The 24,554-nt window shown below is 68.4% G+C and carries 25 protein-coding genes and 1 tRNA gene; 15 read left to right on the top strand and 11 right to left on the bottom strand.

Features of this window, described 5'->3' with window-relative positions:
* Nucleotides 1–107: 107 nt before the first annotated feature.
* The 3 genes from ribD to ACFFII_RS05140 form a co-directional block, all read right to left on the bottom strand.
* On the bottom strand, nt 108–1,088 hold the full coding sequence (ribD, locus tag ACFFII_RS05150) for a bifunctional diaminohydroxyphosphoribosylaminopyrimidine deaminase/5-amino-6-(5-phosphoribosylamino)uracil reductase RibD (protein ID WP_377698176.1): 981 nt from the start codon (nt 1,086–1,088) through the stop codon (nt 108–110).
* Between the two features lie 17 nt (nt 1,089–1,105).
* On the bottom strand, nt 1,106–1,564 hold the full coding sequence (gene nrdR / locus ACFFII_RS05145; RefSeq protein ID WP_090754485.1) for a transcriptional regulator NrdR: 459 nt from the start codon (nt 1,562–1,564) through the stop codon (nt 1,106–1,108).
* A gap of 95 nt (nt 1,565–1,659) precedes the next feature.
* Entirely contained in the window at nt 1,660–3,234 is a 1,575-nt protein-coding gene (locus ACFFII_RS05140; RefSeq protein WP_377697816.1) for a DNA recombination protein RmuC, read from the bottom strand.
* A gap of 87 nt (nt 3,235–3,321) precedes the next feature.
* On the opposite strand from ACFFII_RS05140, the gene ACFFII_RS05135 reads away from it, so the two are divergent.
* Entirely contained in the window at nt 3,322–3,876 is a 555-nt protein-coding gene (locus ACFFII_RS05135) for an NADPH-dependent FMN reductase (RefSeq protein WP_377697815.1), read from the top strand.
* A 3-nt stretch (nt 3,877–3,879) separates the two neighbouring features.
* Here the strand turns inward: ACFFII_RS05135 and ACFFII_RS05130 are convergent, their stop codons facing one another.
* The 7 genes from ACFFII_RS05130 to ACFFII_RS05100 all read right to left on the bottom strand — a co-directional run bounded on the left by ACFFII_RS05130 (nt 3,880) and on the right by ACFFII_RS05100 (nt 13,645).
* The gene (locus ACFFII_RS05130; protein WP_377697814.1) at nt 3,880–4,341 is read right to left on the bottom strand and encodes a BLUF domain-containing protein; all 462 of its coding nucleotides are present in this window, start codon (nt 4,339–4,341) and stop codon (nt 3,880–3,882) included.
* A gap of 69 nt (nt 4,342–4,410) precedes the next feature.
* Nucleotides 4,411–6,390: an RNA polymerase sigma factor RpoD gene (gene rpoD / locus ACFFII_RS05125; protein WP_377697813.1), complete on the bottom strand. Its 1,980-nt coding sequence runs from the start codon at nt 6,388–6,390 to the stop codon at nt 4,411–4,413.
* Between the two features lie 127 nt (nt 6,391–6,517).
* On the bottom strand, nt 6,518–8,398 hold the full coding sequence (gene dnaG / locus ACFFII_RS05120) for a DNA primase (RefSeq protein WP_377697812.1): 1,881 nt from the start codon (nt 8,396–8,398) through the stop codon (nt 6,518–6,520).
* Between the two features lie 7 nt (nt 8,399–8,405).
* Entirely contained in the window at nt 8,406–8,993 is a 588-nt protein-coding gene (locus ACFFII_RS05115) for a TetR/AcrR family transcriptional regulator (RefSeq protein ID WP_377697811.1), read from the bottom strand.
* A gap of 54 nt (nt 8,994–9,047) precedes the next feature.
* The gene (locus tag ACFFII_RS05110; protein ID WP_377697810.1) at nt 9,048–11,048 is read right to left on the bottom strand and encodes a capsule polysaccharide biogenesis protein; all 2,001 of its coding nucleotides are present in this window, start codon (nt 11,046–11,048) and stop codon (nt 9,048–9,050) included.
* Nucleotides 11,049–11,050: 2 nt separating this feature from the next.
* Nucleotides 11,051–12,163, bottom strand: coding sequence for a polysaccharide biosynthesis/export family protein (locus ACFFII_RS05105; protein WP_512700625.1), 1,113 nt, complete (start codon nt 12,161–12,163; stop codon nt 11,051–11,053).
* 144 nt (nt 12,164–12,307) lie between these two features.
* Complete coding sequence (locus ACFFII_RS05100) at nt 12,308–13,645, bottom strand: capsule polysaccharide biogenesis protein (protein ID WP_377697809.1); 1,338 nt, start codon at nt 13,643–13,645, stop codon at nt 12,308–12,310.
* Between the two features lie 186 nt (nt 13,646–13,831).
* Here ACFFII_RS05100 and ACFFII_RS05095 point away from each other — a divergent pair, with 186 nt between their 5' ends.
* From ACFFII_RS05095 to ACFFII_RS05065, 7 genes are all read left to right on the top strand, one after another.
* Complete coding sequence (locus ACFFII_RS05095) at nt 13,832–14,425, top strand: riboflavin synthase (protein ID WP_377697808.1); 594 nt, start codon at nt 13,832–13,834, stop codon at nt 14,423–14,425.
* 91 nt (nt 14,426–14,516) lie between these two features.
* A complete protein-coding gene (gene ribB / locus ACFFII_RS05090) occupies nt 14,517–15,629 on the top strand; it encodes a 3,4-dihydroxy-2-butanone-4-phosphate synthase (protein ID WP_377697807.1) in 1,113 nt (370 codons plus the stop codon).
* Between the two features lie 6 nt (nt 15,630–15,635).
* Nucleotides 15,636–16,196 (top strand): 6,7-dimethyl-8-ribityllumazine synthase, encoded by a 561-nt coding sequence (locus tag ACFFII_RS05085; protein WP_377697806.1) that lies wholly within the window; start codon nt 15,636–15,638, stop codon nt 16,194–16,196.
* Complete coding sequence (nusB, locus tag ACFFII_RS05080; protein ID WP_377697805.1) at nt 16,193–16,672, top strand: transcription antitermination factor NusB; 480 nt, start codon at nt 16,193–16,195, stop codon at nt 16,670–16,672. Before ACFFII_RS05085 ends, nusB begins: the two co-directional genes overlap by 4 nt.
* Nucleotides 16,673–16,742: 70 nt before the next feature.
* Complete coding sequence (locus ACFFII_RS05075; RefSeq protein WP_377697804.1) at nt 16,743–17,054, top strand: hypothetical protein; 312 nt, start codon at nt 16,743–16,745, stop codon at nt 17,052–17,054.
* 356 nt (nt 17,055–17,410) lie between these two features.
* Entirely contained in the window at nt 17,411–18,331 is a 921-nt protein-coding gene (locus ACFFII_RS05070; protein WP_377697803.1) for a DUF481 domain-containing protein, read from the top strand.
* A gap of 390 nt (nt 18,332–18,721) precedes the next feature.
* On the top strand, nt 18,722–19,192 hold the full coding sequence (locus ACFFII_RS05065) for an MmcB family DNA repair protein (RefSeq protein WP_377697802.1): 471 nt from the start codon (nt 18,722–18,724) through the stop codon (nt 19,190–19,192).
* Nucleotides 19,193–19,249: 57 nt separating this feature from the next.
* On the opposite strand, the gene ACFFII_RS05060 is transcribed toward ACFFII_RS05065, so the two are convergent.
* The gene (locus tag ACFFII_RS05060) at nt 19,250–19,489 is read right to left on the bottom strand and encodes a DUF6324 family protein (RefSeq protein ID WP_090754338.1); all 240 of its coding nucleotides are present in this window, start codon (nt 19,487–19,489) and stop codon (nt 19,250–19,252) included.
* A 110-nt stretch (nt 19,490–19,599) separates the two neighbouring features.
* Here ACFFII_RS05060 and ACFFII_RS05055 point away from each other — a divergent pair.
* From ACFFII_RS05055 to ACFFII_RS05025, 7 genes are all read left to right on the top strand, one after another.
* Nucleotides 19,600–19,676, top strand: a tRNA-His gene (locus ACFFII_RS05055).
* 72 nt (nt 19,677–19,748) lie between these two features.
* Nucleotides 19,749–20,450 carry a GntR family transcriptional regulator gene (locus ACFFII_RS05050; protein WP_377697801.1) on the top strand — a complete coding sequence of 234 codons (702 nt, stop codon included), beginning with the start codon at nt 19,749–19,751 and terminating at the stop codon, nt 20,448–20,450.
* 98 nt (nt 20,451–20,548) lie between these two features.
* A complete protein-coding gene (locus ACFFII_RS05045; RefSeq protein WP_377697800.1) occupies nt 20,549–21,511 on the top strand; it encodes a dihydrodipicolinate synthase family protein in 963 nt (320 codons plus the stop codon).
* 129 nt (nt 21,512–21,640) lie between these two features.
* Nucleotides 21,641–22,450, top strand: coding sequence for an ABC transporter substrate-binding protein (locus tag ACFFII_RS05040; protein WP_377697799.1), 810 nt, complete (start codon nt 21,641–21,643; stop codon nt 22,448–22,450).
* 58 nt (nt 22,451–22,508) lie between these two features.
* The gene (locus ACFFII_RS05035) at nt 22,509–23,174 is read left to right on the top strand and encodes an amino acid ABC transporter permease (protein ID WP_377697798.1); all 666 of its coding nucleotides are present in this window, start codon (nt 22,509–22,511) and stop codon (nt 23,172–23,174) included.
* A 10-nt stretch (nt 23,175–23,184) separates the two neighbouring features.
* Nucleotides 23,185–23,838, top strand: a complete 654-nt coding sequence (locus ACFFII_RS05030; RefSeq protein ID WP_377697797.1) for an amino acid ABC transporter permease — start codon at nt 23,185–23,187, stop codon at nt 23,836–23,838.
* Nucleotides 23,831–24,553: an amino acid ABC transporter ATP-binding protein gene (locus tag ACFFII_RS05025; RefSeq protein ID WP_377697796.1), complete on the top strand. Its 723-nt coding sequence runs from the start codon at nt 23,831–23,833 to the stop codon at nt 24,551–24,553. The genes ACFFII_RS05030 and ACFFII_RS05025 overlap by 8 nt, the downstream gene beginning before the upstream one ends.
* Nucleotide 24,554 lies beyond the last annotated feature (1 nt).

The raw sequence follows: 24,554 nt of genomic DNA, 5'->3' as shown, positions 1-24,554 counted from the left end.
GGCGCAGGAGGTCGGAAAGCATCCTTTCCTTGCGCCTGTGCGCTCTGAGTCGGGGCTTGCCGGAGAATCTTCTTCGGGTTTTTTCCAGAAGGCAGCCGCGACCTGCGCTACGCTTCCCGGACCCAACGGTGGAACACGTCGCCGCCCAGCGCCCGGGTCTCGGCCAGTCGGAAGCGCGGCGCATCGGCCAAGGCAGCCAGTTCCATCGGCGCGACGGCCGCGCGGCCGTCGCCGCCCAGAACCACGCCGGCGGTATGGCCGACCAGTTCGTCCACCAGCCCCTCGGCCAGCAGCGCGGCAGCAAGCTGCCCGCCGCCTTCGCAGAAGACCCGAGTGATCCCGCGGCGGCCAAGCTCGGCCAGGGCCTCGGCGGGTGGGCCGGGCAGCACCCAAAGGGGACCGTGGCCGGCATCCTCAGGGGGCAGGGGCGGAAGGGGACTGTTCGCCAGCACTACCCTCACAGGCTGGCGGACGGAGCCGAAGCCGCGCACGTTCAGCGCCGGGCGGTCTGTCCGCGCCGTGCCCGCGCCGACCATGACGGCGTCATGCGTCAGGCGCAGCAGGTGGACATGGCGGCGCGCGGCCTCGCCCGTGATCCAGCGGCTTTCACCCGCAGCGGTGGCGATCCGCCCGTCGAAGCTGGTGGCGAGCTTCAGCGTTACCAACGGGCGGCCAAGGGTCACGCGGCTCAGGAAGCCGCGCTGCAGGGCGGCGGCTGCATCGGCCCGCAGCCCCTCGGTGACTTCGATCCCGGCTGCGCGCAGCATGGCATGGCCGCGGCCGGCAACGCGGGGGTCGGGGTCGGTCAGCGCCGTGACGACCCGCGCCACGCCCGCATGGATCAGGCTTTCGGCGCAGGGCGGGGTGCGGCCGTGATGCGCACAGGGTTCAAGGGTGACATAGGCCGTGGCGCTGCGGGCGGCCTGGCCGGCCATGTCCAGCGCCATCCGCTCGGCATGGGGACGCCCGCCGGGCTGGGTCCAGCCGCGACCCACGATCCTGCCCCCGGCCACCAGGACGCAGCCCACGGCAGGGTTCGGCCAGACATTGCCCAGGCCCCGCCGCGCCAGCCGCAGCGCGTGGTCCATGTGGCACAGATCGGGAGTCACTCGGAGGCCGGGCGCAGTTCCGACACAAAGCGGTCGAAATCGTCCGCCGCCTGGAAGTTCTTGTAGACGCTGGCAAAGCGCACATAGGCGACCGTGTCGATGCGCGCCAGCGTGTCCATCACGATCTCGCCGATGACCTTAGACGGGATGTCCGTATCACCCATGCTTTCCAGCCGGCGGACGATGCCCGAGATCACCTGGTCGATGCGCTCGGATTCGATCGGGCGCTTCTGCATGGCGATGCGGATGGACCGGGCCAGCTTGTCGCGGTCGAAATCCTCGCGTCGGCCATTGGACTTGAGGACCACCAGGTCGCGCAGCTGCACCCGTTCATAGGTCGTGAAGCGCCCCCCGCAGGAGGGACAGAAACGGCGGCGGCGGATGGCGACATTGTCCTCGGCCGGGCGCGAGTCCTTGACCTGGGTGTCGGCGTTTCCGCAGAAGGGGCAGCGCATCGGTTCGTCCCCATGCATCCATGACTGTCCTCTAGAATAGGGACTGTCGCAGGATTTGCATAGGGGATGCAGCGAATCACTACATCTGGAGGGACCTACGACATAGGTGCAGTGTGCCCCTGCTCCCCCGCTTCCAGCAGCCGCACGGGGGGCGAGGCTTCGGCGTCGTGATCGACCGAGATCCGCTTCTGCGCCCGCGCACCCAGAGCGCGCAGCTTCTCGACCTGTCCGATCACGTTGCCCCCGCCGCGGGTCAGCCGGTCCATGGCCTGCCCATGCGCCCGCACCGCCCCGTCCAGCGACTTGCCCACGTCCTCCATCGCGTCCACGAACAGCGCGAGCTTGTCGTAAAGGTGGCCCGCGCGCTGGGCGATCTCCATCGCGTTGGTTTCGCGCCGCTCGACGGCCCAGATGTGATCGACGGTCCGCAGCATGGGCATCAGGGTCATGGGCGTCGCCAGCACGACCCGCTGGTTCAGCGCCGAAAGCCCGAGGTCGGGATCGACGCGCAGGGCTTCCGACAGGGCCCCCTCGATGGGGATGAACATCACCACGTAATCGACCGAGGCATCGTCGATCCGCTGGTATCCCTTGTCCGACAGCGTCGTCACATGGGTGCGGATCGCCGCGACATGACGTCTCAGCGCGGCGTTGCGGTCCCCCGGCGCCTCGGCGTTCACGGCCGTCTCGTAGTCGTTCAGCGAGACCTTGCTGTCGATCACCAGCACCTTGCGGCGCGGCAGGTGCACGACCACGTCGGGGCGCCACAGCTTGCCGTCCTCGGCCCGCCAGCTTTCCTGCGTGACGTAATGCGTTCCCCGTTCCAGCCCCGAGCCTTCCAGCACGCGTTCCAGGATCATCTCGCCCCAGGCGCCCTGCCGCTGCTTCTCGCCCTTCAGCGCGCGGGTCAGCGCCACCGCGTCGCGGCCGATCTCCTCGGACCGGCGGTGCAGCCCCTCGATCTGCTCGCGCAGCATGGCGCGCTCCTCGTCGGCGGCCTTGTTGCGGGCCTGAAGTTCGGTCTGGAAGCCCTGCACCTGCTCGCGGAAGGGGGTCAGCAGCGCGGCCAGCCGCTCGCTGTGGGTCTTTTCCAGGTCGGCGCCCTGTCGGCGCAGGGATTCATCCGCCATCAGGCGGAACTGGCCAGTCATCTCCTCGCGCAGCTCGCGCAGAAGGGCCAGGTTCTGCTCGGCCGTCTCGCGGTCCTTGGTGGCGGCAAGGCGCACCTCGGCCAATTCGCGCTCCTGCCGAGCCAGTTGCGCCTGCATCTCGTCCAGCGCGCGGCGCAACTGGACGCGCTCACCTTCCAGTTCGGCTGCGCGGGTGGACGCGGACTCGAGCCGGGTCGCCGTTCCCGCAAGCTCGCGCTCAAGCAGGGCAAGGCGTTCGCGGCTGGCATGCAGGGCGTCGCGCAATTCGTCCCGTTCGTCGCCGAGATCCTCAATCCGCCGGGTCAGCCCGTCCAGCCGGGCCGTGGCCTCGGCCGCGCGCAGGCCCGCCGCCTGTGTCTCGGCCTTTGCGTCCGATGTCGCCGCCTGGGCCGCCGCAAGCGCGCCGGCCTGCCGCCGCAGGATCACCAGCAGGACCGCCGCCGTGACGGCCAGGACCAAAGCCAGCACGCGCATCGCCTGAAGATCGCCCACCCACGCCATCGCCGGTTCCCCTGTCACGGACTCGTGGTGTTGCCAATCCGTTCGGGAACATCAACAAGCTTTCGCACGTGTCCCTAACAGATGCTGAAGATCAGGAGAGCTGCCATGTCCCGCACCGTTGCCGTCCTTGTCGGGTCGCTGCGTTCGCAGTCGATCAACCATACCGTTGCCAAGGCGCTGGCGAAGGTCGCAGAGGGCAGGCTGGCCTTCGACTTCGTCGAGATCGGCGACCTGCCGCTTTACAACGACGACCTGTGGCACGAAGGCCGTGGCCCCGAGGCGGTCGAGCGGATGCGCGCGCAGATCGCGGCGGCCGACGGCGTGCTGCTGGTGACGCCGGAATACAACCGCACGGTGCCCGGCGTTCTGGTCAACGCGCTGGACTGGGGCAGCCGTCCCTGGGGCCAGTCAGTCTGGGTGAACAAGCCCGCGGGCTGCTGCGGGGCTGCGACCGGCGCCATCGGCACGGCGGCGGCGCAACTGGCGCTGAAGGCGCAGATGGTGACACTGGGCATGGTCGTGATGGGCCACCCCGAGTTCTACCTGAAGTTCGAGCCCGAGAAGTTCGCCGAGGACGGCACCGTCACTGACGAAAGCCTGCGGGGCTTCCTGAAGACCTACACCGACGCCCTGGCCGCCCATATCGAGCGGCTCTGCTGAGGCTCAGTTCAGCAGGGCCTCGCGTTCGCGCAGGAAGGCCAGCATCCCCGCCGCGTATTCCTTGCGTTCGCGGATCACGACGGGATGATCGGCCAGCCAGCGAAGGACCGAGGCCTCGCTGCGCGTGGAATAGCCCATCCGCCAACGGGCAAACTGGCGCTCGGCCTGCGTGCCGCGCGCCAGATAGGTCAGGTTCCGGTGCCGGGGGTCGCGCTCGATCCGCTCCATGATGGCGGCCAGGTTGTCGGGCTGGCCCTCGAGCCACTGGAAGAAGAAGCCGTCCTCGTGGTGCAGGAAACCGGTCAGGTCGAAGCGCTCGTTCCAGCGGCGCGCCTTGTCCATCAGCACCCGCGCCGTCTCGCTGCCGGGACGGATGTCGGTCTCGCTGCGGTAGAGGATGAAGGAAATCGCAGCCATTATGCCCTCCGGCGCCATGAACCAGATCAAGAGCTTGAGCTGGATCATGGGGTCGCCCGGAGGTTGACGATACCGCGAATGCGCCCGTTAATCTTTTATTAACTCAGGCGCCCCGCGTCACTGGTCGAGGAAGGACCGCAGCTTGCGCGAGCGCGACGGATGCTTGAGCTTGCGCAGCGCCTTGGCCTCGATCTGGCGGATGCGTTCGCGGGTCACGCTGAACTGCTGGCCCACCTCTTCCAAGGTGTGGTCGGTGTTCATGCCGATGCCGAAGCGCATCCGCAGCACCCGCTCCTCGCGCGGGGTGAGGCTGGCCAGAACCCGCGTCGTCGTTTCCTTCAGGTTCTCCTGAATGGCCGAGTCGAGCGGCAGGACGGCGTTCTTGTCCTCGATGAAATCGCCAAGCTGGCTGTCCTCCTCGTCCCCGATCGGGGTTTCGAGGGAGATCGGCTCCTTGGCGATCTTCATCACCTTGCGGACCTTTTCCAGCGGCATCTGCAGCTTTTCGGCCAGTTCTTCCGGGGTCGGTTCCCGGCCGATCTCGTGCAGCATCTGCCGGCCGGTACGGACCAGCTTGTTGATCGTCTCGATCATGTGGACCGGGATGCGGATGGTCCGCGCCTGGTCCGCGATGGACCGGGTGATCGCCTGCCGGATCCACCAGGTCGCATAGGTCGAGAACTTGTAGCCGCGGCGGTATTCGAACTTGTCCACGGCCTTCATCAGGCCGATGTTGCCTTCCTGGATCAGGTCCAGGAACTGCAGCCCGCGGTTCGTGTATTTCTTGGCGATCGAGATCACGAGGCGCAGGTTCGCCTCAACCATTTCCTTCTTGGCCTGGCGGGCTTCCTTTTCGCCGCGCTGGACCTGGTTCACGATCCGGCGGAATTCCTCGATGTCCACGCCGACATGCTGGCCGACCATGGCCATCTCGCCGCGGAGGTTTTCCACCTGCGCGCGCGAACGCTCGAACAGCGCCTGCCAGCCGCGGCCCTTGTTCTGGATCATCCGGTCGATCCAGGTGGGGTCCAGCTCGGACCCGCGGTAGGCATCGATGAATTCGCGCCGGTTGATGCGGGCGGCGTCGGCCAGCTTCACCATCCCTGAGTCGATGGTCACGATGCGGCGGTTGATGCCGTAGATCTGGTCAACCAGCGCCTCGATGCGGTTGTTGTGCAGGTGAAGTTCGTTCACCAGCCCGACGATGCGGGTGCGAAGCTGCTGATAGGCAGCCTCGTCGGCGGCGGAAAAGGTGCCGTCCTCGTTCAGCGTGGCCGACATCCGGTTGTCCTGCATATGCGCAAGATCTTCGTAGTCGTCGGCGATGGCTTCCAGCGTTTCCAGGACGCGCGGCTTGAGGCTCGCCTCCATCGCGGCCAGCGACAGGTTCTGGCCGTCGTCATCCTCGTCCTCGTCGGAATCGCGGCGCAGCGGGTTGCCGTCGGCGTCCAGCTCCTCGCCCCAGGACTTGGTGCGTTCGGCGGGCGCGGCCTCGGCCAGCGGCAGGTCCACCGGCAGGTCGTCCTCGTCCTCGTCGGCCATGGACCGGCCGAAGGTGGTTTCGAGGTCGATCACGTCGCGCAGCAGGATCTCCTCGTTCAGAAGCTCCTGCCGCCACATGGTGATGGCCTTGAAGGTCAACGGGCTTTCGCACAGGCCCGCGATCATGGTGTTGCGCCCGGCCTCGATCCGCTTGGCGATGGCGATCTCGCCTTCGCGCGACAGCAGCTCGACCGAGCCCATCTCGCGCAGGTACATCCGCACCGGGTCGTCCGTGCGGTCAAGCTTCTCGGTCTCGGGCGCGGCTACCGCGATCTCGCGGCTGGTCGAGGCGGGGACAACGGCGCCGCCGGTCTCGGCTTCCTCGGTCTCTTCGTCCTCGATGACGTTGATGCCCATCTCGGACAGCATCGACATGACATCCTCGATCTGTTCCGAGGACACCTGTTCCGGGGGCAGGACCGCGTTCAGCTGGTCATAGGTGATATAGCCGCGTTCGCGCGCGTCGGCGATCATGCGCTTGACGGCCGCCTGGCTCATGTCCAGCGAATGATCGTCATCCTTGGCTTCCGGCTTGTCGTCGTCGTCCTTGGCCATGGGGCGGTTCCTTTCAAGCTGATTCGCGAATCATGCGAATCGGATGCCGGGATTCCGGCGGTTCTAATCGAAAGACGCCGCCCGGCAAAGCGGACGACGCCTGATTCGGTTCCCTGATTCGCCGCAATCAGCGACGTTTTCGCCAGATTTCATCGGTCAAGGCCCGGCGAAGCCGCGCCGCGAGCTCGTCGCGGTCCTCGCCAAGGTCGTCCCCGCCGCCCATGGACGGCTGGTCGGCCTGCAGCCGGGCCCGCGCCGATTGGGTGACCCGCCAGGTCAGGCCCTCGTCGGCCAGACCCTGGATCTCGGCCTCGGCACGCGCGATTTCCTCGCGGGCGGCACGATGGGCCTCGATCCGGTCCAGCGCATTGAGAAGCAGCGGCTCTGCGGTTTCCGTGGCGCCCGCGGGATGGGAAATCGCCGGGGCGCAGCGGACATGGGGATCGGCCATGATGGCGTCAAGGGCGGCCCGCCCGGCAGCACTGGAGGACCCGGCCAGCAGGTCGTGGACCAGCGCGGCGCGGCCCGGGTCCGTGGGCTCCAGCCGCTCCAGCCGCGATTCGACGCGGGCGACCAGGTCGGGATGGGCGGCGCAGAGCGCAAGGATCATGGCCTCGATCAGCGCCTCACCGGGGTCGGTCGCCACCAGCGCCGAGGCGCGGGTCTGCGGCACCGGCGGCTGGGGCGCGTCGCGGCGGGTGAACCGGCCCTTCGCGGCACGGGGCGGCGCGAACAGCGCCCAGCGCTTGCGCTTGAGTTCCTGCGCATAATGTTCCCGCGTGGCCTGGTCGGGGATGCGCGCCACGGCGTCGTCCAGCGCCTTGTCCAGCGCCGCGCGCCGTTCGGGGCTGTCGAAGACGCGCCCCTCGGTTTCCCGGCGCCAGAGCAGGTCCACCAGCGGCTGCGCCCCTTCCAGCACGGCGCGGATCGCGCCCACCCCGCCCGCGCGGATCAGGTCGTCCGGGTCCTGGCCCGAGGGCAGCAGGGCAAAGCGCAGCGCCTGTCCGGGCCCGGCCAGAGGCAGCGCCATGTCGATCAGCCGCATGGCGGCGCGCAGGCCCGCGGCGTCGCCGTCCAGCGCGATCACTGGCTCGGGCGCCACGCGCCACATCAGGCGCAGCTGGTCCTCGGTGATCGCCGTGCCCAGGGGGGCAACCGCGCCCTCGACGCCTGCGCGGACCAGCGCGATCACGTCCATGTAGCCTTCGGCCACCACCAGCGGCTGGCCCCTGGCGACCGCCGCCCGCGCAGGCCCGAGGTTGTAAAGGTTGCGTCCCTTGTCGAACAGCGCCGTTTCCGGGCCGTTGAGGTATTTGGCCCGCGCGTTCGGGTCCATCGCGCGGCCCCCGAACGAGATGCAGCGCCCCCGTCCGTCGCGGATCGGGAAGATGATCCGCCCCCGGAAGCGGTCATAGGCCGCGCCGCCGTCCTCGGGCTTGGCCGCCAGCCCCGTCTCGATCACCAGCGCCTCGGGGACGCCCGCGTCCAGCAGGTGCCGCAGAAGGCCCTGCCGCAGGTCGGGGGCAAACCCGATCTCGAAGCGGTCCAGCGCCGCCCCGTCCAGCCCCCGCCGCGCCAGGTAGTCGCGCGCGGCCCCGCCCGCCCCGCTTTGCAGTTGCAGGCGGAACCAGCGGACGGCGCGGTCCATGACCTCGACCAGTTGCGTGCGCCGGTCGGTCTGCGCCTGCTCGCGCGGGCTGCGTTCCGGCATGGGCACACCGGCTTCCGAGGCCATGACGGCCACGGCCTCCATGAAGCCCAGGCCCTCGGCCTCGCGCAGGAAGGCAAGGGCGTCGCCCTTGGCGTGGCAGCCGAAGCAGTAATAGAAGCCCTTCTGGTCATCGACGTGGAAGGACGCCGTCTTTTCCCCGTGGAAGGGGCAGGGCGCCCACCAGTCGCCCTTGGCCTGGTTGGACCGTCGCAGGTCCCACGTCACCTTCCGTCCCACGATCCGGCTGATCGGGACGCGGTTGCGCAGGTCGTCAAGGAATCCGGGCGGCAGACTCATGCCCCGATCATCCCGCGCCCACCGCCCCGCGGACAAGTCCCCAGTAATGGTCGGCGACCGCGCGGCGGTCGAGCCGCCCGCCCTCGCGATACCAGTTGGTGACGCCGGTCAGCATGGCGATCAGGGCCATGGCGGTCAGCCGGGGATCGGCCAGCCGCATCGCCCCGGCCTCGGCCCCCGCCCGCAGGATGGCGGTCAGCGACTCCTCGTAGCGGCCGCGCAGTGCGGCGACGGCGGCGAAGTTGTCCGGCGAAAGGTTGCGCAGTTCCATGTAGCTGAGAAAGACCGCGTCGGTGTGGTCCAGCGAATAGGCGATGTGGAAGCGCACAAAGGCCTCCAGCCGTTCAAGCGGCGGCGCGTCGGGGCCGTCGTTCCAGGCGGCCAGCAGGTCTTCCATGTGGTCGGTCAGCAGGTTCGCCAGCAGCGCCTGCTTGTCGGAGGTATAGGCGTAAAGCGCGCCCGCCTGCACGCCCACCGCTGCCGCGATCTGGCGCATGGACACGGCCGCAAAGCCGTGGCGCGCGAACAGCCGCAGGGCTGCGTCGCGGACAAGCGGGCCGGTGATCTCGGCGCGGGAACCTGTGGTGCGGGCCATGGCCGGGGGTGTAGGCCGAAGCGGTCGCGGGGGAAAGGCCGTGCGATCGCAGGGTCAGCGCCGCCAGATCCAGCTGTGCCCGGCCAGCGCTCCCTGCGCCTTGGCAAGCCAGCGCAGGCCGGGGCCGCCCAGCTTCAGGTCGGCGTCCGACAGGCGATCCACCGCGACCTCGACCGGGCAGGGCAGGCCCGACACCGGGTCGCGGTAGCGGGGATAGGCGATCAGTGCCGCATGGACCAGCGTTTCAAGGTCGATCCGCGCCTGCCTGCGTGGCGGGATGGGCCCCAGATCGCGCGTCAGGCCCCAGCCCGCGTAGAAGGGCGCGCCCAGCACCGTCACCGCGCGGCCTCGAATCAGGGCCTCGAAGCCCAGAGTCGAGGTGAGGGTCCAGATCTCGTCCACCGCGTCGATCAGCGCGGCGGCGGGGGCTTTCGCGGCGGTCACGTCGGCAAGGCCCGCCAGTTCCCCTTCGGGGATCGCGCCGGGGCGCAGGCCGGCCTCGACATCGGGATGGGGTTTCCAGACGATCAGCGCGCCGGGATTCTCGGCCCGCACGCGCCGGAGCAGGGCGAGGTTCGTGCGCTCGGCCCCCGCACCCAGGCGGATCGAGGCGTCGTCCTCGACCTGCCCCGGCACAAGGATCACGCGGCGGCCGTCGCGGGGGATCGGGGGCGGCTCGCCCGAAAGATTGTATTTCGTCAGCGCGGCGTCCCGCAGCCGGGCGATCAGGGCCTGCGCGCGGGCGCGGCCTCCGGGCGGCAGGGGGGCGGCGATCAGGTGTTCAAGGTCGCTCTCGCGGGTCGGGTCATAGTAGATGCCGCGCCCGTCCGCGACCAGGGACAGGGGCGGGACCAGTTCGGCCCCGAGGCCGCGCGAGCGCAGGAAGCCGTCCTCGACCCGCAGCGCCTGCGGCACCTCGGCGACCCGGTTCGCCCAGGCCAGCGTCACGGCGGGCGAGGGGTGGCGCTCAAAACGGACGCCGCGCCCGTTGCCGAAGAACTGCGCGATGGTGCCGCGCTTCCACAGGCGGATGCCATGGGCGAGATGCCCGTCGCGATCCTGCCGGAAGGCGCGCGCCTCGGCCTCGATCTGGCGGATCGCCCCTTCCAGGTCGGTCAGCCGGTCCCGGCAGGGATCGTACCAGGCGGGCGCCATCAGGTGGGTTGCGGCGAACAGCGCAGGCAGGGTGGTCCGCCCCATGCGGCGCGGCACCGGCACCTCGTCGACGCTGAGGCCCCAGCCCGCGTAGAAGGGCTGCCCGAACAGGCGCGGCCGGTGGCCCGCCAGCATCGCCTCGTATCCAAGCTGCGAACTGACCGCATATACGGCGGCGGCATCCCCGACCAGCCGCCAGGGCGAGACCGGCCCGTCGCAGAGGATTTCTCCCGCCTGCAGGTCGGCATGGCCGAGATGTCCCCGGCGCAGCCCGGCGGCGGTTTCGGGATGGGTCCGCAGGACGATGCGCGCGCCGGGGTTCTCGTCGCGGGCGGCATGAAGCATCCGCAGGAAGGTCTCGCGGCCCGCCCCCCGCAGCGAGGCGTCGCCGCGCGTCTGGTCGATCACCAGCACATAGCCGGGCTCGGCCGCGCGCAGGTTCGGCAAATGAGCGTTGTATTTGGACAGGTCCGCCGCGCGCAGCCGCGCGAGCGCGGCCATCGCCTCGTCCCCCCGCGCCGCCGCCTCGGGCGAGGCGGCGAGCGTCTCGACAAGCGAGGGGACAGAGGGGTCGAAATGGAGGCCCTCGGGATCGATCAGCAGGCCGATGGGCCCGCGCCGCCCGACCGGGCTGCGGTCGCGCCCGGGCAGGACGGACCGCAGGAAGGCATCCTCGACCGTGACCACCGGCGCGCCGGTGCGCCCGGCCAGCGCCCGGCCCCGCCAGGCGGTCGGGCTTGCGCCCCAGATGCCCACGCAGTCGCCGGGACCGGGCCGCCCCACGGCCAGTCGCCAGCCCGCCAGGGCCAGGATGCGGCGCAGGCGGGCCTTGGCGAAGAACCCGCCGTTCAGGACGAACAGCCGCCGCTGGCCCGTGGCGCCGGGCGGCTGTTCCGTCATCCTCAGTTGCCGAGGCTGCTCAGCGAGTTGGCGGTGCTGGCGCTGCCGGTGATGGCGCTGAGCGTCTTCTGCCACTGCACGTAAGGCGCCTCGGTCACATAGACCGTGTCGCCGTCGCGGATCAGGAAGTCGCGCGCCAGGAACAGCCCGTTCGGCCGCGTCAGGTCCAGAACATAGGCCATGCGCTGGTCGCCGTAGACGTCGCGGCCCAGCACGTTGCGGGCGACCGACTGCGGCTCGTTGCGCAGCACGAAGACACCGGTCGGATCGGCGAGGTTCGAGCTGAGGCCGCCCACCATGGCGATGGCCTCGATGGCGTTGATCTCCTCGGAGCCCAGCGGCACCTTGGTCTGCCCGCCCAGCGCGCCCAGCGCGGTGAAGCTGCGCTGGTCTTCCTCGACCAGGATCACGTCGCCGGGGCGCAGCGCCACGTCGTTGCGCGGGTTGGCGTAAAGGTCGCGCAGCCAGACGCGGCCCGTGTTGTTGCCGCGCTTTACGGTGACCACCGCGATCTCGGGGTCGATGGCGACGCCGCCGGCCTGCGCCAGCATCGCCGACAGGGTGCGGGTCGGCCGCTCAATCGGGTAGACGCCCTGGCCGCCGACCTTGCCCATGACGGACACGGTTGCGCCATTGCCGGCCACGCGCGTCACCGTCACCTGCGGGTCGGGGGTCTGGGTTTCCAGCTGGCGCGTGATGATCTGGCGCAGCTCGTCGGGCGTGTTGCCCGCCGCGCGCACCCGGCCCGCGTAGGGCACGAAGATATAGCCGCCGCTGTCCACCTGCAGTTCCTGCAGCGGCGTGTTCGACTGGCCCATCGAGGCCAGAAGCCCGTCGTCCACGTTTTCCCAGATCGTCAGGCCCAGCACGTCGCCCGGCCGGATCTCGTCGGCGCCGACCGTGCCCGCGCCGAGGAAGTCCGACCCGAAACCGTAGGAGGGCGTGTAGGAGGACGCCCGCGCCACATGGTCGTTGACGAACAGCACATGGGTGTTGCCGCCCCGGTCCACCGACCCCTTGTAGATCTCGTTCTTGTTGGGGCCCGAGCGGGGCAGGGCGCAGGCGGCAAGAAGGGTCATCGAGGAAAGCGCCGCGATCCGAAGCGCGACCCGCATGGCGCCGCCCCGTGCGGCGGGGGTGAGGGGAAGGTCAGCCAAGTCCAGATCTCCTGTCCACCGGGCGACTCTGCGTCGCGCCATCTTGTTCTCTTGTGAACGTCTTTACTCCCTGCGCCGGGGCACATCCAGAAAAAGCATGGTTTACCGGTCGCGCGCGTCCATCTGTTGCCGGTAGCGCGCATCTCCGCATTCCAGCGCGGCATAGGGATCCTGCGGGTCCAGCATCATGTCCACGACCAGCCGCAGGGCATGGGCGCGCGACCGCGCCGCGTAGAATCCGCCCGGCACCTGGCAGGTATCCAGCAGGTAGTTGCGGTAGTCGCGGTAGCGCGCCTGGTCGGGCGGCGCGGGGCGACGCAGGAAATCCTCGAGGCTCTGGTCCGAGACAAGGCCCGGCTTGGCATAGACCGACCGCCCCATCGCCTTGACCGGCAGCCCCCGCCACAGGGCCTGCTGTGCCGCGGTCGAGTTGATCGTCACCGCCGAGCGCGCCTGCGACAGAAGCCCCGCCAGCTTGCCGCCCTGCACCAGATGCACCCGGTCCGCGACCCCCAGCGCCTGCGCCTGGGCGATGATGGCGGCCCGCAGCGCCGCGCGGTCGTCTTCCAGCGGATGGGCCTTGAAGACGATGTGATGGTGGCGCGGGGCCGCGCGGGCAAAGGCCTCCAGCACCTCGCCCGTGAACTCGGACATGGTGCGGTAAGGCGAATGGGCGCGGAAGCTCGAATCATGTTCAAGCTGCATCAGCACCAAGACATAGGGAAAGCCCGCCCCGCGGATCGCGCGGGCCTGCCGCCAGCGGCGGACGGCATGGACCGGCGACAGCAGCAGGCGCGCGAGGTTCAGCCGGAACTCGCGAGCCAGGGAGATGTCGCGGTGCGAGGTGAAGCCCGGATAGCGCCGGTTCGCCGTCAGCACGAGGAAGTGGTAAAGCGTGCCGTAGAACTTGTGCTGGCGCATGTCGCCCCACCGGGCGGGCGGGCGATTCACCTCGGCCCCGTAGGCGCGCTGGACGGCCCGCATCCGGTCCAGGCTGATCTCCATCAGTGCCGAATAGCCGTTCGAGCCGCCGCGTTCGTAGGTGATCCAGTAGGGGCGCAGGTAGCCTTCCTCGAAGACATGCAGGTTCAGGCCCTTGCGCGTGGCGGCCTCGCGCGCGGCGGCGTGGATCGGGCGGACGTCGCCGTAAAGCACGATGTCGGTGACGCCCTTTCCGGCGATCAGCCGGTCCAGGTGGGCGGGCCATGCATCGGGCCCGCCGGTGTGGGGGACGAAGAAGGCGCGGTCGCGCCAGAAGAACTCGTCCCCCGCGTTGAAGCCGACGCGCCAGACCGTGGCGCCCGCCGCGCGCAATAGCCGTCCCAGCCGGTCGAAGAACGGCCCGTGCGGACCCTGCAGCAGCAGGAAGACCCGCCGCTCGGGGGGCAGGTCCGCGGTCAGGGACAGGGCAGAGGGCAGGCCGGGCGCGGGCGCGTTCATGACAGGATCCAGCCCAGGCGAGGGAACGGCAGGTGAAGCGGGACGGGGGCGAATCTGCGGCAAGGTTAATAAACGGGACGAGGGCCGGGTCAACCACCGGGCGAGTCAGGCGCGGGCCAAGGCTTGCGCCCGCCGCGCGCGGGCGTCATCGTGTCGGTTCCACAAGGATAGCAGGGGCGGCCCGAGATGTTCACCGGAATCATCACCGATATCGGCACGGTCGCCGCGGTCGAGATGCGCGGGGACATGCGTGCCCGCATCGCCTGCAACTACGACATGGCCGGCGTGGACATGGGCGCCTCGATTGCCTGCGACGGCATCTGCCTGACCGTGGTGGCCAAGGGCATGGACTGGTTCGAGGTCGATATCTCAGCCGAAACGCTGGCGCGCACCAACATCGGCGCGCAGGGCTGGCAGCCCGGTCAGCGCATCAATCTGGAACGCGCCCTGCGGGTGGGCGACGAACTGGGCGGTCATATCGTGTCGGGCCATGTCGATGGCATCGCCCGCGTCGTGGGCGCCCGGGACGAGGGCGACAGCCTGCGGCTGAGCTTCGAGGCGCCGCAGGGGCTTGCGCGCTTCATCGCGCCAAAGGGCTCGGTCGCGCTGAACGGCACCTCGCTGACCGTGAACGAGGTCGAGGGCAACCGCTTCGGCGTGAACCTGATCCCCCATACCCGCGAGGTCACGACCTGGGGCGATGTGGCCGAGGGCGACCTGGTGAACCTGGAAATCGACACGCTGGCACGCTACGTCGCGCGGCTGGCCGAGGCGGGCTGAGAAAGGGCCGCCGGGACGTCGCGGGCCGTGACATCTTCCGCCCGGGGACCGCTTCGGTTAAGGCAACCCCAAATGTCTGCAGGGTGCCACGATGGAATATGAACAGCCCGGACCGGTCGAACGCGACTGGTCGGATGCCGTCTCCCCGATCGAGGAGATCATCGAGGACGCCCGCAACGGCCGCATGTTCATCCTTGTCGACCACGAGGACCGCGAAAACGAGGGCGACCTGGTCATCCCCGCGCAGATGGCGACGCCCGACGCGATCAACTTCATGGCGACCCATGGCCGCGGCCTGATCTGCCTGTCGCTGCCGGGCGAGCGGATCGACGCCCTGGGCCTGCCGCTGATGAGCCCCAAGAACTCGAGCCGCCACGAAACCGCCTTCACCCTGTCCATCGAGGCGCGCGAGGGCGTCACCACCGGCATTTCCGCCCATGACCGCGCCCGCACCGTGTCGGTCGCCATCGACCCGACCAAGGGCGCGGGTGACATCGCCACGCCGGGCCATGTCTTTCCGCTGCGCGCCCGCACCGGCGGCGTGCTGGTCCGCGCGGGCCATACCGAGGCCGCCGTGGACATCGCCCGGCTGGCCGGGCTGAACCCCTCGGGCGTGATCTGCGAGATCATGAACGACGACGGCTCGATGGCGCGGCTGCCGGACCTCGTGGCCTTCGCGCAGAAGCACGGGCTGAAGATCGGCACCATCAGCGACCTGATCGCCTATCGCCGCCGCCACGACAACCTGATCGCCGAACGCGATGCCCGCGCCGTGACCTCGGTCCATGGCGGCGAATGGATGATGCGCGTCTTCGCCGACGAGGCGCAGGGCGCCGAGCATATCGTGCTGAGCAAGGGCGACCTGACCACCTCCGAGCCGGTGCTGGTGCGGATGCATTCGCTGGACCCTCTGCACGACGTCCTCGGCATCGGCCGCGCCAGCGACCTGCCCGCCGCGATGCGGATGATCGCCGCCGAGGGCCGGGGCGTGGTTGTCCTGCTGCGCGACCTGTCGCCCACGCTGCCCAAGCCCGGAGAGACCGGATCGCACACCCTGCGCAACTATGGGCTGGGGGCGCAGATCCTTGCCACGCTGGGCATCCACGAGATGGTGCTGCTGACGAACTCGGCGCCGCTGAAGATCGTCGGGCTTGACGCCTATGGGCTTTCCATCCATTCCACCCGCCCGATTCCGCAGGACTGATCCGCCATGGCCGCGCTGACCGAACATTACACCCTGCCCGTCCCGGCCTTCGATGAGCCGGCCCGGCTGCTGATCGTGGTCGCGCCCTATTACCGCGCGGTCGCCGACGACCTGATCGCCGGCGCAAGGGCCACGGCCGAGAGGGCGGGGGGCACGGTCGATCTGGTCGAGGTGCCGGGGGCGCTGGAGATCCCGACCGCCATCGCCATGGCCGGGCGGCTTGCGCAATACGATGGTTATGTGGCGCTGGGCTGCGTAATCCGGGGCGAGACCACGCATTACGACACCGTCTGCAACGACAGCTCGCGCGGGCTGACGCTGCTGGGGCTGCAGGGACTGTGCATCGGCAACGGCATCCTGACAGTGGAAAACATGGACCAGGCCGTGGTGCGCGCCGATCCGCAGGGCCAGAACAAGGGCGGCGGGGCCGCCGCCGCAGCCCTGCACCTGATCGCGCTGCAGCGCCGCTGGGCCGGGGCAAAACGCCCCGTGGGCTTCGGCCGTGACGAAGGCCCCCGCGACGTGATCCGCCTGGCGGGCGAACTCGACGGATCGGCCCAGGGATGAGCGACCTGTCACAGAACCCCCGCCCCAACCGCCGTGCGCTCAGCGCCGCCGCCCGCGTGTATGCCGTGCAGGCCCTGTTCCAGATGGAAGCCGCCGACCAGTCCGCGGACCGCGTGGTGCGCGAGTTCGCCAACTGGCGCATCGGCGTCGATTATGACGAGGGCACCTCGCCCGAGGCCGACGAGGACCTGTTCGAACGGATCGTGGACGGTGCCGTCAACTGGCAGGCGCGGATCGACCAGATGACCGACCGCGCGCTGGTCGCCAAGTGGCCGATCGACCGCATCGACCCGGTCCTGCGCGCGGTCTTCCGCGCCGCCGGGTCCGAACTGGTGGGAACGGATACGCCGCCCCGCGTGGTGATTTCCGAATATGTCGCCGTCGCCGACGCCTTCTTCCCCGAAGGAAAGGAAGCGCGCTTCGTCAACGCCGTGCTGGACCACATGGCCCGCGCCGCCCGTCCGGAAGCGTTTTGAGCCTTTCCGGGCGGTGACAGGCGGAATGCGGGTCCCTACATAACAGGGATCACGCATGGGAGGTCGCGCGATGCCCGAACTCATCCGCCTTTATATCCGCAACATCTTCTTCGGCTTTCTGCTGGCGCTGGCCTTCACGGCGGCGCTTGTCGGGCTGGACGTGGCGAACCTGCGCCACCTGACGCTGGAAACCACCGGGGGCTGGCTTGCGCTGGGGCTTCTGGTGATCTTCAACACCATCGTCTTTGCGGGCGTGCAGTTCGCCATCGCCATCATGCGCATGGCCGAGCCCGAGGACGGCCCGCGCGGCGGCACCCGCGCCCCCGTGGCGACGCCCGAGCCGGTGCTGGCGCCTGCCCCGGCCGCGTCCCGCCGCCGCTGAGCGGGAGCGTTTCCGGGTCAGTTTGCCACGGGAATTGTGCGAGTTTTGCAACAGTCCGATCCGGCCCGGCTCTGCACTGCAGGGCCGGGCTTCTTTCAACGCACAGCGCAGTCGGCCTGCAAGCCGTCGCGCCTTGGTTGCGCAACCCCTTGTGCCCACGTTGTTCTTTTTGCCGAGGCAACCCTTCTTTGGCAGGTCGGGAGCCTTCCTGATCGGCTCTGTGCCGGTTCCATCACGTTCCCGTGAGCTTCGGGTCTTGTCCCCGGGTCTTAACGCTTGGGCACCTGATCCATAGATCCGCGTTGTATCATCGAGCGACCCATCTGAGTGGTCGCAGAAGGATCGAGAGGCTCAGAATGCAAAAGATTTCCCTGTTCGCGAGTGCGTCCGCCCTGGCCATTCTGCTTGGCGCCCCGGCGTTCGCACAGACTGAATTCGCCCCTGGCGCCAGCATCATCGGCGCGGGCAACATCAACGAGCAGATCACCGACGTCGAGGATGCGGTCGAAGACGATTTCGCCCGCTCCAGCGACCCGCGCCGCTTCGGTCGCCCCGACAGCGCCCGCGAAGGTCTGTTCGGCTCGATCGCGCTGTCCTACACCGGCCGCGATGGCAACGACGAGAACCAGGACTTCACCCTGGGCGGCCGCCTGTCGCACAACGCGGGCCCGTTCCAGCAGTCGGTCGGCATCTTCCTGGAATTCAGCGAGGATGACGACGGCGACAAGGAAACCGAGGACACCTCCGTCATCTATGACGGCAACTACTACTTTAACGACCAGCTCTACGCGTTCATTCTGGGCCGCGTGAGCACCGACGGTCTGGCCGAAGAGTGGGAAGACCTCGACCCCGTCCTCGACGCGGACGAGATCGCCGAATACGAAGGCCGCGCCAAGCGCGACGCGTTCATCGGCATCGGCCCGGGCTACCGGATCATCAACAACCAGCAGACCGCATGGCGCGTGCAGGCTGGTGTCGGTATCCGCTACACCCAGCTGGTGGACTTCGCGGAAGATGACGGCCTCGAGTCGAACACCGACACCGGCTACATCGTGTCGTCGCGCTTCTACCACGCGTTCAACGACAACTTCTTCCTGACCAACGACACCGACTACCTGACGTCGGACGCCAACGACCTGGCGACCAACGAACTGGGCCTGAACTTCCGCATGTCGGACAACCTCGCGACCCGCGTGTCCTACAAGTCGGAATACAACTCGGAGCGGGAAATCCGCACCGACAACACGGTCGGCGTCTCGCTGGTTGTCGGGTTCTGATCTTCCCTCGATCGGAACCTCTCTCGGGAAGGGGCGGTCGCAAGGCCGCCCTTTCTTCTTGGCCGCACCTGCCGTGACCCTTGCGCCCATGGAAAAGGCCGCCCCCGCGAAGGGGCGGCCTTTTGGATGTGGCGGGAACCGCAGCGACCGTGACGGCGCAGGTTCCCCCGAAAGCCTGGATGTCCAGGTGGGTGCCGGTTAACAGGACCAGGGCCCTGACAGAGCCAGCCCCCTCGGAGAAGTTATAGGCCAGTGGGAAAAATGGCCGATCACGAGAAGAGCAGAAACCCGCCTTTCTTCTAGGTAGGAAGGACGCGCGGGCTGCGCAAGAGCGTCCTGCACGGGCCCGCGCGCTTGCGGGATGTTTCCGCTTCGTTCATGGTGGCGCGCATGCATGACGACGTTTCATCCCCCGCCGACCTGCTGCCCGCGCAGCCCGGCCACAGGCTGGCCCGAGGCGTCGCGCGGATGCTGCTGGGCATGGGCCACGCGCCGCTGCTTGAATTCGTGCCCGCGCCGGGACTGCGGGTGGACGTGATCTCGGTCACGCCTTCGGGCGAGATCTGGATCGTCGAATGCAAGAGCTGCCGCGCGGATTTCACGGGCGACCGCAAGTGGCAGGGCTACCTCGAATGGTGCGACCGCTTCTTCTGGGCGACCGACTGCGATTTTCCTGTGGAGCTTCTGCCCGAGGACAATGGCCTGCTGGTCGCCGACCCCTATGGCGCGGAACTCGCCCGGATGGCGCCCGTGGCAAAGCTGGCCGCCGCGCGGCGGGCGCGGGTGCTGCGCGACATTGCGCGGGTCGCGGCCTGCCGGCTGGTGCGCGTGAATGATCCGGGGGCCTTCACCGAGGGATAGGGCAGGGGAGCCGCTCTGTTCGACGGCTTCCTCGAGTTATCCACCGCGCAGGCAGGTTCAGCGCCGCGCGGGACCCTTGGGGCGGGGCTTGCCCTTGGGCTTGGCGCCGCCCTGGCCGATCTCGCGCGCGGCCTCGGCGGCGGCCAGCAGTTCCTCGGCGATCTCGGTAGCTTCCTCGGGATCGAAGTCCAGCGGCAGGTCGATCCCTTCGCCCTCGACATAGATGCGGACCATCCCGAGGTCGGTCGGCCCGATCTGCAGGTTGGCGGCGACGTCGCTTTCCTTGTTGATGCCCATCGCGCGATCCCCTTGCATGGCTGTGACGCGGATCGGTCTAGCCGAGTGCGCCCGCAGACGGCAAGATGCGCTTGCATCGGGCGCCGCGACGATTTATCTGCTTCGCCTGTGCCGCCTTAGCTCAGTTGGTTAGAGCGCTGGATTGTGGATCCAGAGGTCCCCCGTTCAAGCCGGGGAGGCGGTACCATCTTCCAGCCTTTACGCTTTTGCCCGGGACCGCTAGCAGGCGGCGATTTCCCTTTGCGCTGGAGCCTGCCGGATGCCCGACACCCCTGATTCGCCATCCGAACGCAAGCGCGGCTCGGGCGTTCGTCTGGTTTATGACGCGCTGCGCGACGAGATCCTGGAACTGGTCCTGCCCCCCGGCACCCCCATCGACGAGGTCGCGCTGGCCGAACGCTTCGGCATGTCCCGCACGCCCATCCGCGAGGCCCTGCTGCGGCTGGCGGGCGAGGGGCTGATCGAGACGCTGCCCAACCGCTCGGCCATCGTCGCCAACATCGACTTCCTGAACCTGCATCACTTCTTCGACGCGATGACGCTGATGTATCGCGTGACGACGCGGCTGGCCGCGCTGAACCGCAGCGACGCCGATCTGGCGACCATCCGTGCCCGCCAGGCGCAGTTCGCCGCCGCGGTCGAGGCGCAGGACGCGCTGGCGATGATCGCCACCAACCGCGCCTTCCATGCCGCCATCGCGGATGCGGGCGGCAACCCTTACTACATCGCCTTCTTTCTGCGCGTGCTGGACGAAGGGAGGCGGCTTCTGCGGCTGTATTACCAGTCCTACAACGACCGCCTGCCGCAAAGCATCGTGGGCGAGCACGAGGACATCATCGCCGCGATCGAGGCGGGCGACGTCGAGCTGTGCGACCGGCTGGGCCGGGCCCACGCCGACCAGATCATCCGCCAGATCCAGTCCTTCTTCGCCCGTGACCGCCGCGAGGACGTGCCGCTCTGATCGAAAATTTTTGTCGACATGGAAAATACAATCCGGCAAGAATGCTCCTGACCACAGATTCGGGGCGCGCACACTTTCCCTGCGCCGAAGGAGCCAGCATGAAGACCGACATTTTCACCGGCGTGATCCCCGCGCTGATGACGCCCTGCACCGCCGACCGTCAGCCCGACTTCGACGCGCTGGTCCGCAAGGCGCAGGATCTGATCGCGGCCGGCATGTCGGCGGTCGTCTACTGCGGCTCGATGGGCGACTGGCCGCTGCTGACGGATGCGCAGCGGATGGAAGGCGTGGAACGGCTGGTGAAGGCCGGGGTGCCGGTCATCGTCGGAACCGGCGCGGTGAACTCGGGCGCTGCCGTGGCCCATGCGGCCCATGCGCAGAAGGTCGGCGCGGCGGGGCTGATGGTGATCCCGCGCGTCCTGTCGCGCGGCAGCTCGCCCATCGCGCAGAAGAACCACTTCAAGGCCATTCTGGCGGCCGCGCCGGACCTGCCGGCGGTGATCTACAACAGCCCGCATTACGGCTTCGAGACCAAGGCGGACCTGTTCTTCGCCCTGCGCGCCGAGCATCCGAACCTCGTTGGCTTCAAGGAATTCGGCGGCACCAAGGCGATGACCTACGCGGCCGAGCACATCACCAGCGCCGACCCGGAGGTGATCCTGATGGCGGGCGTCGATACCGGCGTCTTCCACGGCTATGTCAAGGCGGGCGCGACCGGGACCATCACCGGCATCGGCAACGTGATCCCGAAGGAGATCCTGCATTTCGTCGCGCTGGCCAAGGCCGCCGCCGCGGGCAACGTGAGTGCCCGCCTGCGCGCGCGCGAACTGGGCGAGGCCCTTGAGGTGCTGTCGTCATGGGACGAGGGCACGGACCTCGTGCTTTATTACAAGCACATGATGGTCATGCAGGGTGATGCGGAATATACGCTGCATTTCAACGAGACGGACGAGCTCAGCCCCAGCCAGCGCGCCTGGGCCGAGGCGCAGTTCAACCAGTTCCGCGCCTGGTACGCCGAATGGACCAGGCTGCCCGGCGCCGCCCCCGGCGACTACACCTGAAAGCAAGCTGTCGATTTGCCGGGTCGATGTGGAATACTGTCGGAATTATCAGGTTGATCCGCTGCAAGTCGCGCGGGTAGCTGACGACGTCAGGACGAACGGCCAGAGAGCCAGACAGGGAGTGTGACAATGAAGACCTCGATCTTCGGTGCGGCGCTGGTCGCCGCCACCGCCATCGCCGGCGCGGCCCAGGCCGACAAGCTGGACGACATCATCGCCTCGGGCACGCTGCGCTGCGCGGTGGTGCTGGACTTCCCGCCCATGGGGATGCGCGACGATCAGAACAACCCGATCGGCTTCGACGTCGATTACTGCAACGACCTGGCCGCGGCCCTTGGCGTCACCGCCGAGATCGTGGAAACCCCCTTCCCCGAGCGCATCCCCGCGCTGATGGCGGGCCGGGTGGACGTGGGCGTGGCCTCGACCTCGGACACGCTGGAACGGGCCAAGACCGTCGGCATGTCGGTTCCCTATTATGCCTTCGAAAACGCCGTCGTCGCCCGCGAAGGCGTCGAGATGACGAACTGGGAAGGCATGAAGGGCAAGACCGTGGGCGCTACCGCCGGCACCTACGAGGCGATCTGGCTGGAAGGCAAGGTCAAGGAATGGGGCGAGGGCGAGTTCCGTCCCTACCAGACCCAGGCAGACGTCTTCCTGGCGCTGAGCCAGGGGCAGCTCGACGCCACCGTCTCGACGGTCGAGGTCGCCAACGCCAACGTCAAGTCGGGCAACTTCCCCGGCATCCGCGTCGTGGACAAGGCGCCGATGGTGCCGGACTATGTCGCGCTGTTCACGCTGCGCGAGGAATACGGCCTCATCAACTACCTGAATCTGTTCGTGAACCAGCAGGTCCGCACCGGCCGCTACGCCGAGCTTTACGCGAAATGGGTGGGCGAGGGCGAGCCCGCCGACCTGACCGTGAACGGCGTCTACCGCTGATCCAAGGCGCGGCGCGGAACGACCCGCGCCGCGTTCCCCGACACGGACAGGATCAGGCATGTTCGGTTACACATTCCAGTGGAAGCAGGCCCTCGCGCGCCTGCCGCAGATGCTGGACGGCGCCCTTGTCACCATGCAGATCGCCATCCTGTCGATGGTCATCGGCATCGTGCTGGCAGTCCTGCTGACGGTGTTCCGTCGGTCCGGCAGCCGGATCCTCGGCGCCATCGCCACAACTTGGGTCGAGGTCGCGCGCAACACCCCCGCGCTGTTCCAGATCTACATGGCCCATTTCGGGCTGGCCAGCTTCGGCATCCATCTCAGCCCCTATGTCTCGCTTCTGGTGGGCATCACCTTCAACAACGCAGGCTATCTGGCGGAAAACTTCCGCGGCGCGTTGAAGGCCATCCCGGAAACGCAGACCCGCGCCGGCCGCTCGCTGGGGATGAGCGCGCTGCAGGCCTTCCGCCATATCGTCATGCCGCAGATGCTGCGCATCGCCTTCCTGCCCATGACGAACCAGATGGTCTGGGCGGTGCTGATGACCTCGCTGGGCGTGACCGTGGGGATGAACACCGACCTTTTCGGTGTGACGCAGGACCTGAACGCGCTGACCTTCCGCACCTTCGAGCTGTTCGCCATCGCGGCCGTCATCTTCTATCTGATCGTCAAGGTGATCCAGACCGCCGCGCGGCTGATCGCCTGGCGCATGTTCCGGTACTGAGGGGGCACGCATGTTCGACACGGCCCTGAGCACCGCCGACCTTGTCTTCCTCGCCAAGGGCGCGGGCGTCACCATCCTTGTCACCCTGATCTCGGTGGCGCTGGGCACCATCCTTGGCATCATCTTCGGGGTGGTCCGCTATCAGGTCGGCCCCTGGTGGGCCGCGCCCCTGACCTTCGTGCTGGACGTCTTCCGGTCCGTACCCCTGCTGATCCAGCTTGTGCTGGCGAACGCCTTCCTGGGCGTGGTGCTGAAGCTGCGGATGTCCGGCTTCACCGTCGCCTGCGGGGTGCTGACCATGTACACCGCCGCCTATTGCGCGGAAATCGTGCGCGGCGGCATCGAGGCCGTGCCGATGACCACCCGCCGCGCCGCGCGGTCGCTTGGGCTGACCTGGCGGCAGGACATGACCAACATCGTCATGCCGCTGGCGACGCGCGTCGCGCTGCCCTCCTGGATCGGCCTCGCGCTGGGGGTCATGAAGGACTCGGCCCTCGTCTATGTCGTGCAGGTGACGGAGCTGCTGAAATCCACGCAGATCCTCATCACCCGCCTGCAGGAGCCGCTGTTCCTGCTGATGATCTGCGGGGCCTTCTATTTCCTCATCAGCTTCCCGCTGGCCCGGCTTGGCGGCTATCTTGAAAGGCGCTGGTCCAATGATTGAGATCGAGAACGTCCGCAAATCCTTCGGCTCGCTCGAGGTGCTGAAGGGCATCGACCTGACCGTCGACAAGGGCGAGGTGCTGACAGTGATCGGCGGCTCGGGGTCGGGCAAATCGACGCTGCTGACCTGCATCAACGGGCTCGAACCCATCAACGGCGGCCGCATCGTCGTGGACGGGATCGAGGTCCACGCGAAGTCCACCGACCTCAACAAGCTGCGCCAGAAGATCGGCATCGTCTTCCAGCAGTTCAACGCCTTCCCCCACCTGACGGTGCTGGAAAACGTGACCCTTGCCCCCCGCAAGGTGCTGGGCATGTCGAAGGCCCAGGCCGAGGAGGTCGCGGTCAAGCAGCTGACCCATGTGGGCCTTGGCGACAAGCTGGGCGTCTATCCGACGCGCATGTCGGGCGGCCAGCAGCAGCGCATGGCGATCGCCCGGGCGCTGGCCATGTCGCCGTCCTACATGCTGTTCGACGAGGTGACCTCGGCGCTCGACCCCATGCTGGTGGGCGAGGTGCTGGACACGCTGCGGATGCTGGCGTCCGAGGGCATGACCATGATCTGCGTCACGCATGAGATGAAGTTCGCCCGCGAGGTCTCCGACCGCGTGGCCTTCTTCCACAAGGGCGTGATGGCCGAGATCGCGCCGCCCGCCGAGCTGTTCGGGGCGCCCAAGGACCCCGAGCTGCAGAAGTTCCTGGCCGCGACCCACTGAC

This window comes from Paracoccus niistensis, assembly GCF_042432925.1.
Taxonomy (GTDB): Bacteria; Pseudomonadota; Alphaproteobacteria; order Rhodobacterales; family Rhodobacteraceae; genus Paracoccus; species Paracoccus niistensis.
The sequence above is the reverse complement of the archived record's forward strand: the minus strand, read 5'-3'. Positions and strand labels throughout refer to the sequence as shown.

Excerpts from the sequence above, each read along its gene's own strand:
- ACFFII_RS05045 (WP_377697800.1), top strand. The coding sequence starts at position 20,549 with ATGAAGACCGACATTTTCACCGGCGTGATCCCCGCGCTGATGACGCCC.
- nrdR (WP_090754485.1), bottom strand. The coding sequence starts at position 1,564 with ATGCGCTGCCCCTTCTGCGGAAACGCCGACACCCAGGTCAAGGACTCG.
- nusB (WP_377697805.1), top strand. The coding sequence starts at position 16,193 with ATGAGCGACCTGTCACAGAACCCCCGCCCCAACCGCCGTGCGCTCAGC.
- ACFFII_RS05085 (WP_377697806.1), top strand. The coding sequence starts at position 15,636 with ATGGCCGCGCTGACCGAACATTACACCCTGCCCGTCCCGGCCTTCGAT.
- ACFFII_RS05040 (WP_377697799.1), top strand. The coding sequence starts at position 21,641 with ATGAAGACCTCGATCTTCGGTGCGGCGCTGGTCGCCGCCACCGCCATC.
- ACFFII_RS05135 (WP_377697815.1), top strand. The coding sequence starts at position 3,322 with ATGTCCCGCACCGTTGCCGTCCTTGTCGGGTCGCTGCGTTCGCAGTCG.
- ACFFII_RS05095 (WP_377697808.1), top strand. The coding sequence starts at position 13,832 with ATGTTCACCGGAATCATCACCGATATCGGCACGGTCGCCGCGGTCGAG.
- ACFFII_RS05030 (WP_377697797.1), top strand. The coding sequence starts at position 23,185 with ATGTTCGACACGGCCCTGAGCACCGCCGACCTTGTCTTCCTCGCCAAG.
- dnaG (WP_377697812.1), bottom strand. The coding sequence starts at position 8,398 with ATGAGTCTGCCGCCCGGATTCCTTGACGACCTGCGCAACCGCGTCCCG.
- ACFFII_RS05070 (WP_377697803.1), top strand. The coding sequence starts at position 17,411 with ATGCAAAAGATTTCCCTGTTCGCGAGTGCGTCCGCCCTGGCCATTCTG.
- ACFFII_RS05105 (WP_512700625.1), bottom strand. The coding sequence starts at position 12,163 with ATGCGGGTCGCGCTTCGGATCGCGGCGCTTTCCTCGATGACCCTTCTT.
- ACFFII_RS05025 (WP_377697796.1), top strand. The coding sequence starts at position 23,831 with ATGATTGAGATCGAGAACGTCCGCAAATCCTTCGGCTCGCTCGAGGTG.
- ACFFII_RS05050 (WP_377697801.1), top strand. The coding sequence starts at position 19,749 with ATGCCCGACACCCCTGATTCGCCATCCGAACGCAAGCGCGGCTCGGGC.
- ACFFII_RS05075 (WP_377697804.1), top strand. The coding sequence starts at position 16,743 with ATGCCCGAACTCATCCGCCTTTATATCCGCAACATCTTCTTCGGCTTT.
- ACFFII_RS05100 (WP_377697809.1), bottom strand. The coding sequence starts at position 13,645 with ATGAACGCGCCCGCGCCCGGCCTGCCCTCTGCCCTGTCCCTGACCGCG.
- rpoD (WP_377697813.1), bottom strand. The coding sequence starts at position 6,390 with ATGGCCAAGGACGACGACGACAAGCCGGAAGCCAAGGATGACGATCAT.
- ribD (WP_377698176.1), bottom strand. The coding sequence starts at position 1,088 with ATGGACCACGCGCTGCGGCTGGCGCGGCGGGGCCTGGGCAATGTCTGG.
- ACFFII_RS05115 (WP_377697811.1), bottom strand. The coding sequence starts at position 8,993 with ATGGCCCGCACCACAGGTTCCCGCGCCGAGATCACCGGCCCGCTTGTC.
- ACFFII_RS05035 (WP_377697798.1), top strand. The coding sequence starts at position 22,509 with ATGTTCGGTTACACATTCCAGTGGAAGCAGGCCCTCGCGCGCCTGCCG.
- ACFFII_RS05060 (WP_090754338.1), bottom strand. The coding sequence starts at position 19,489 with ATGGGCATCAACAAGGAAAGCGACGTCGCCGCCAACCTGCAGATCGGG.
- ACFFII_RS05110 (WP_377697810.1), bottom strand. The coding sequence starts at position 11,048 with ATGACGGAACAGCCGCCCGGCGCCACGGGCCAGCGGCGGCTGTTCGTC.
- ACFFII_RS05130 (WP_377697814.1), bottom strand. The coding sequence starts at position 4,341 with ATGATCCAGCTCAAGCTCTTGATCTGGTTCATGGCGCCGGAGGGCATA.
- ACFFII_RS05065 (WP_377697802.1), top strand. The coding sequence starts at position 18,722 with ATGCATGACGACGTTTCATCCCCCGCCGACCTGCTGCCCGCGCAGCCC.
- ribB (WP_377697807.1), top strand. The coding sequence starts at position 14,517 with ATGGAATATGAACAGCCCGGACCGGTCGAACGCGACTGGTCGGATGCC.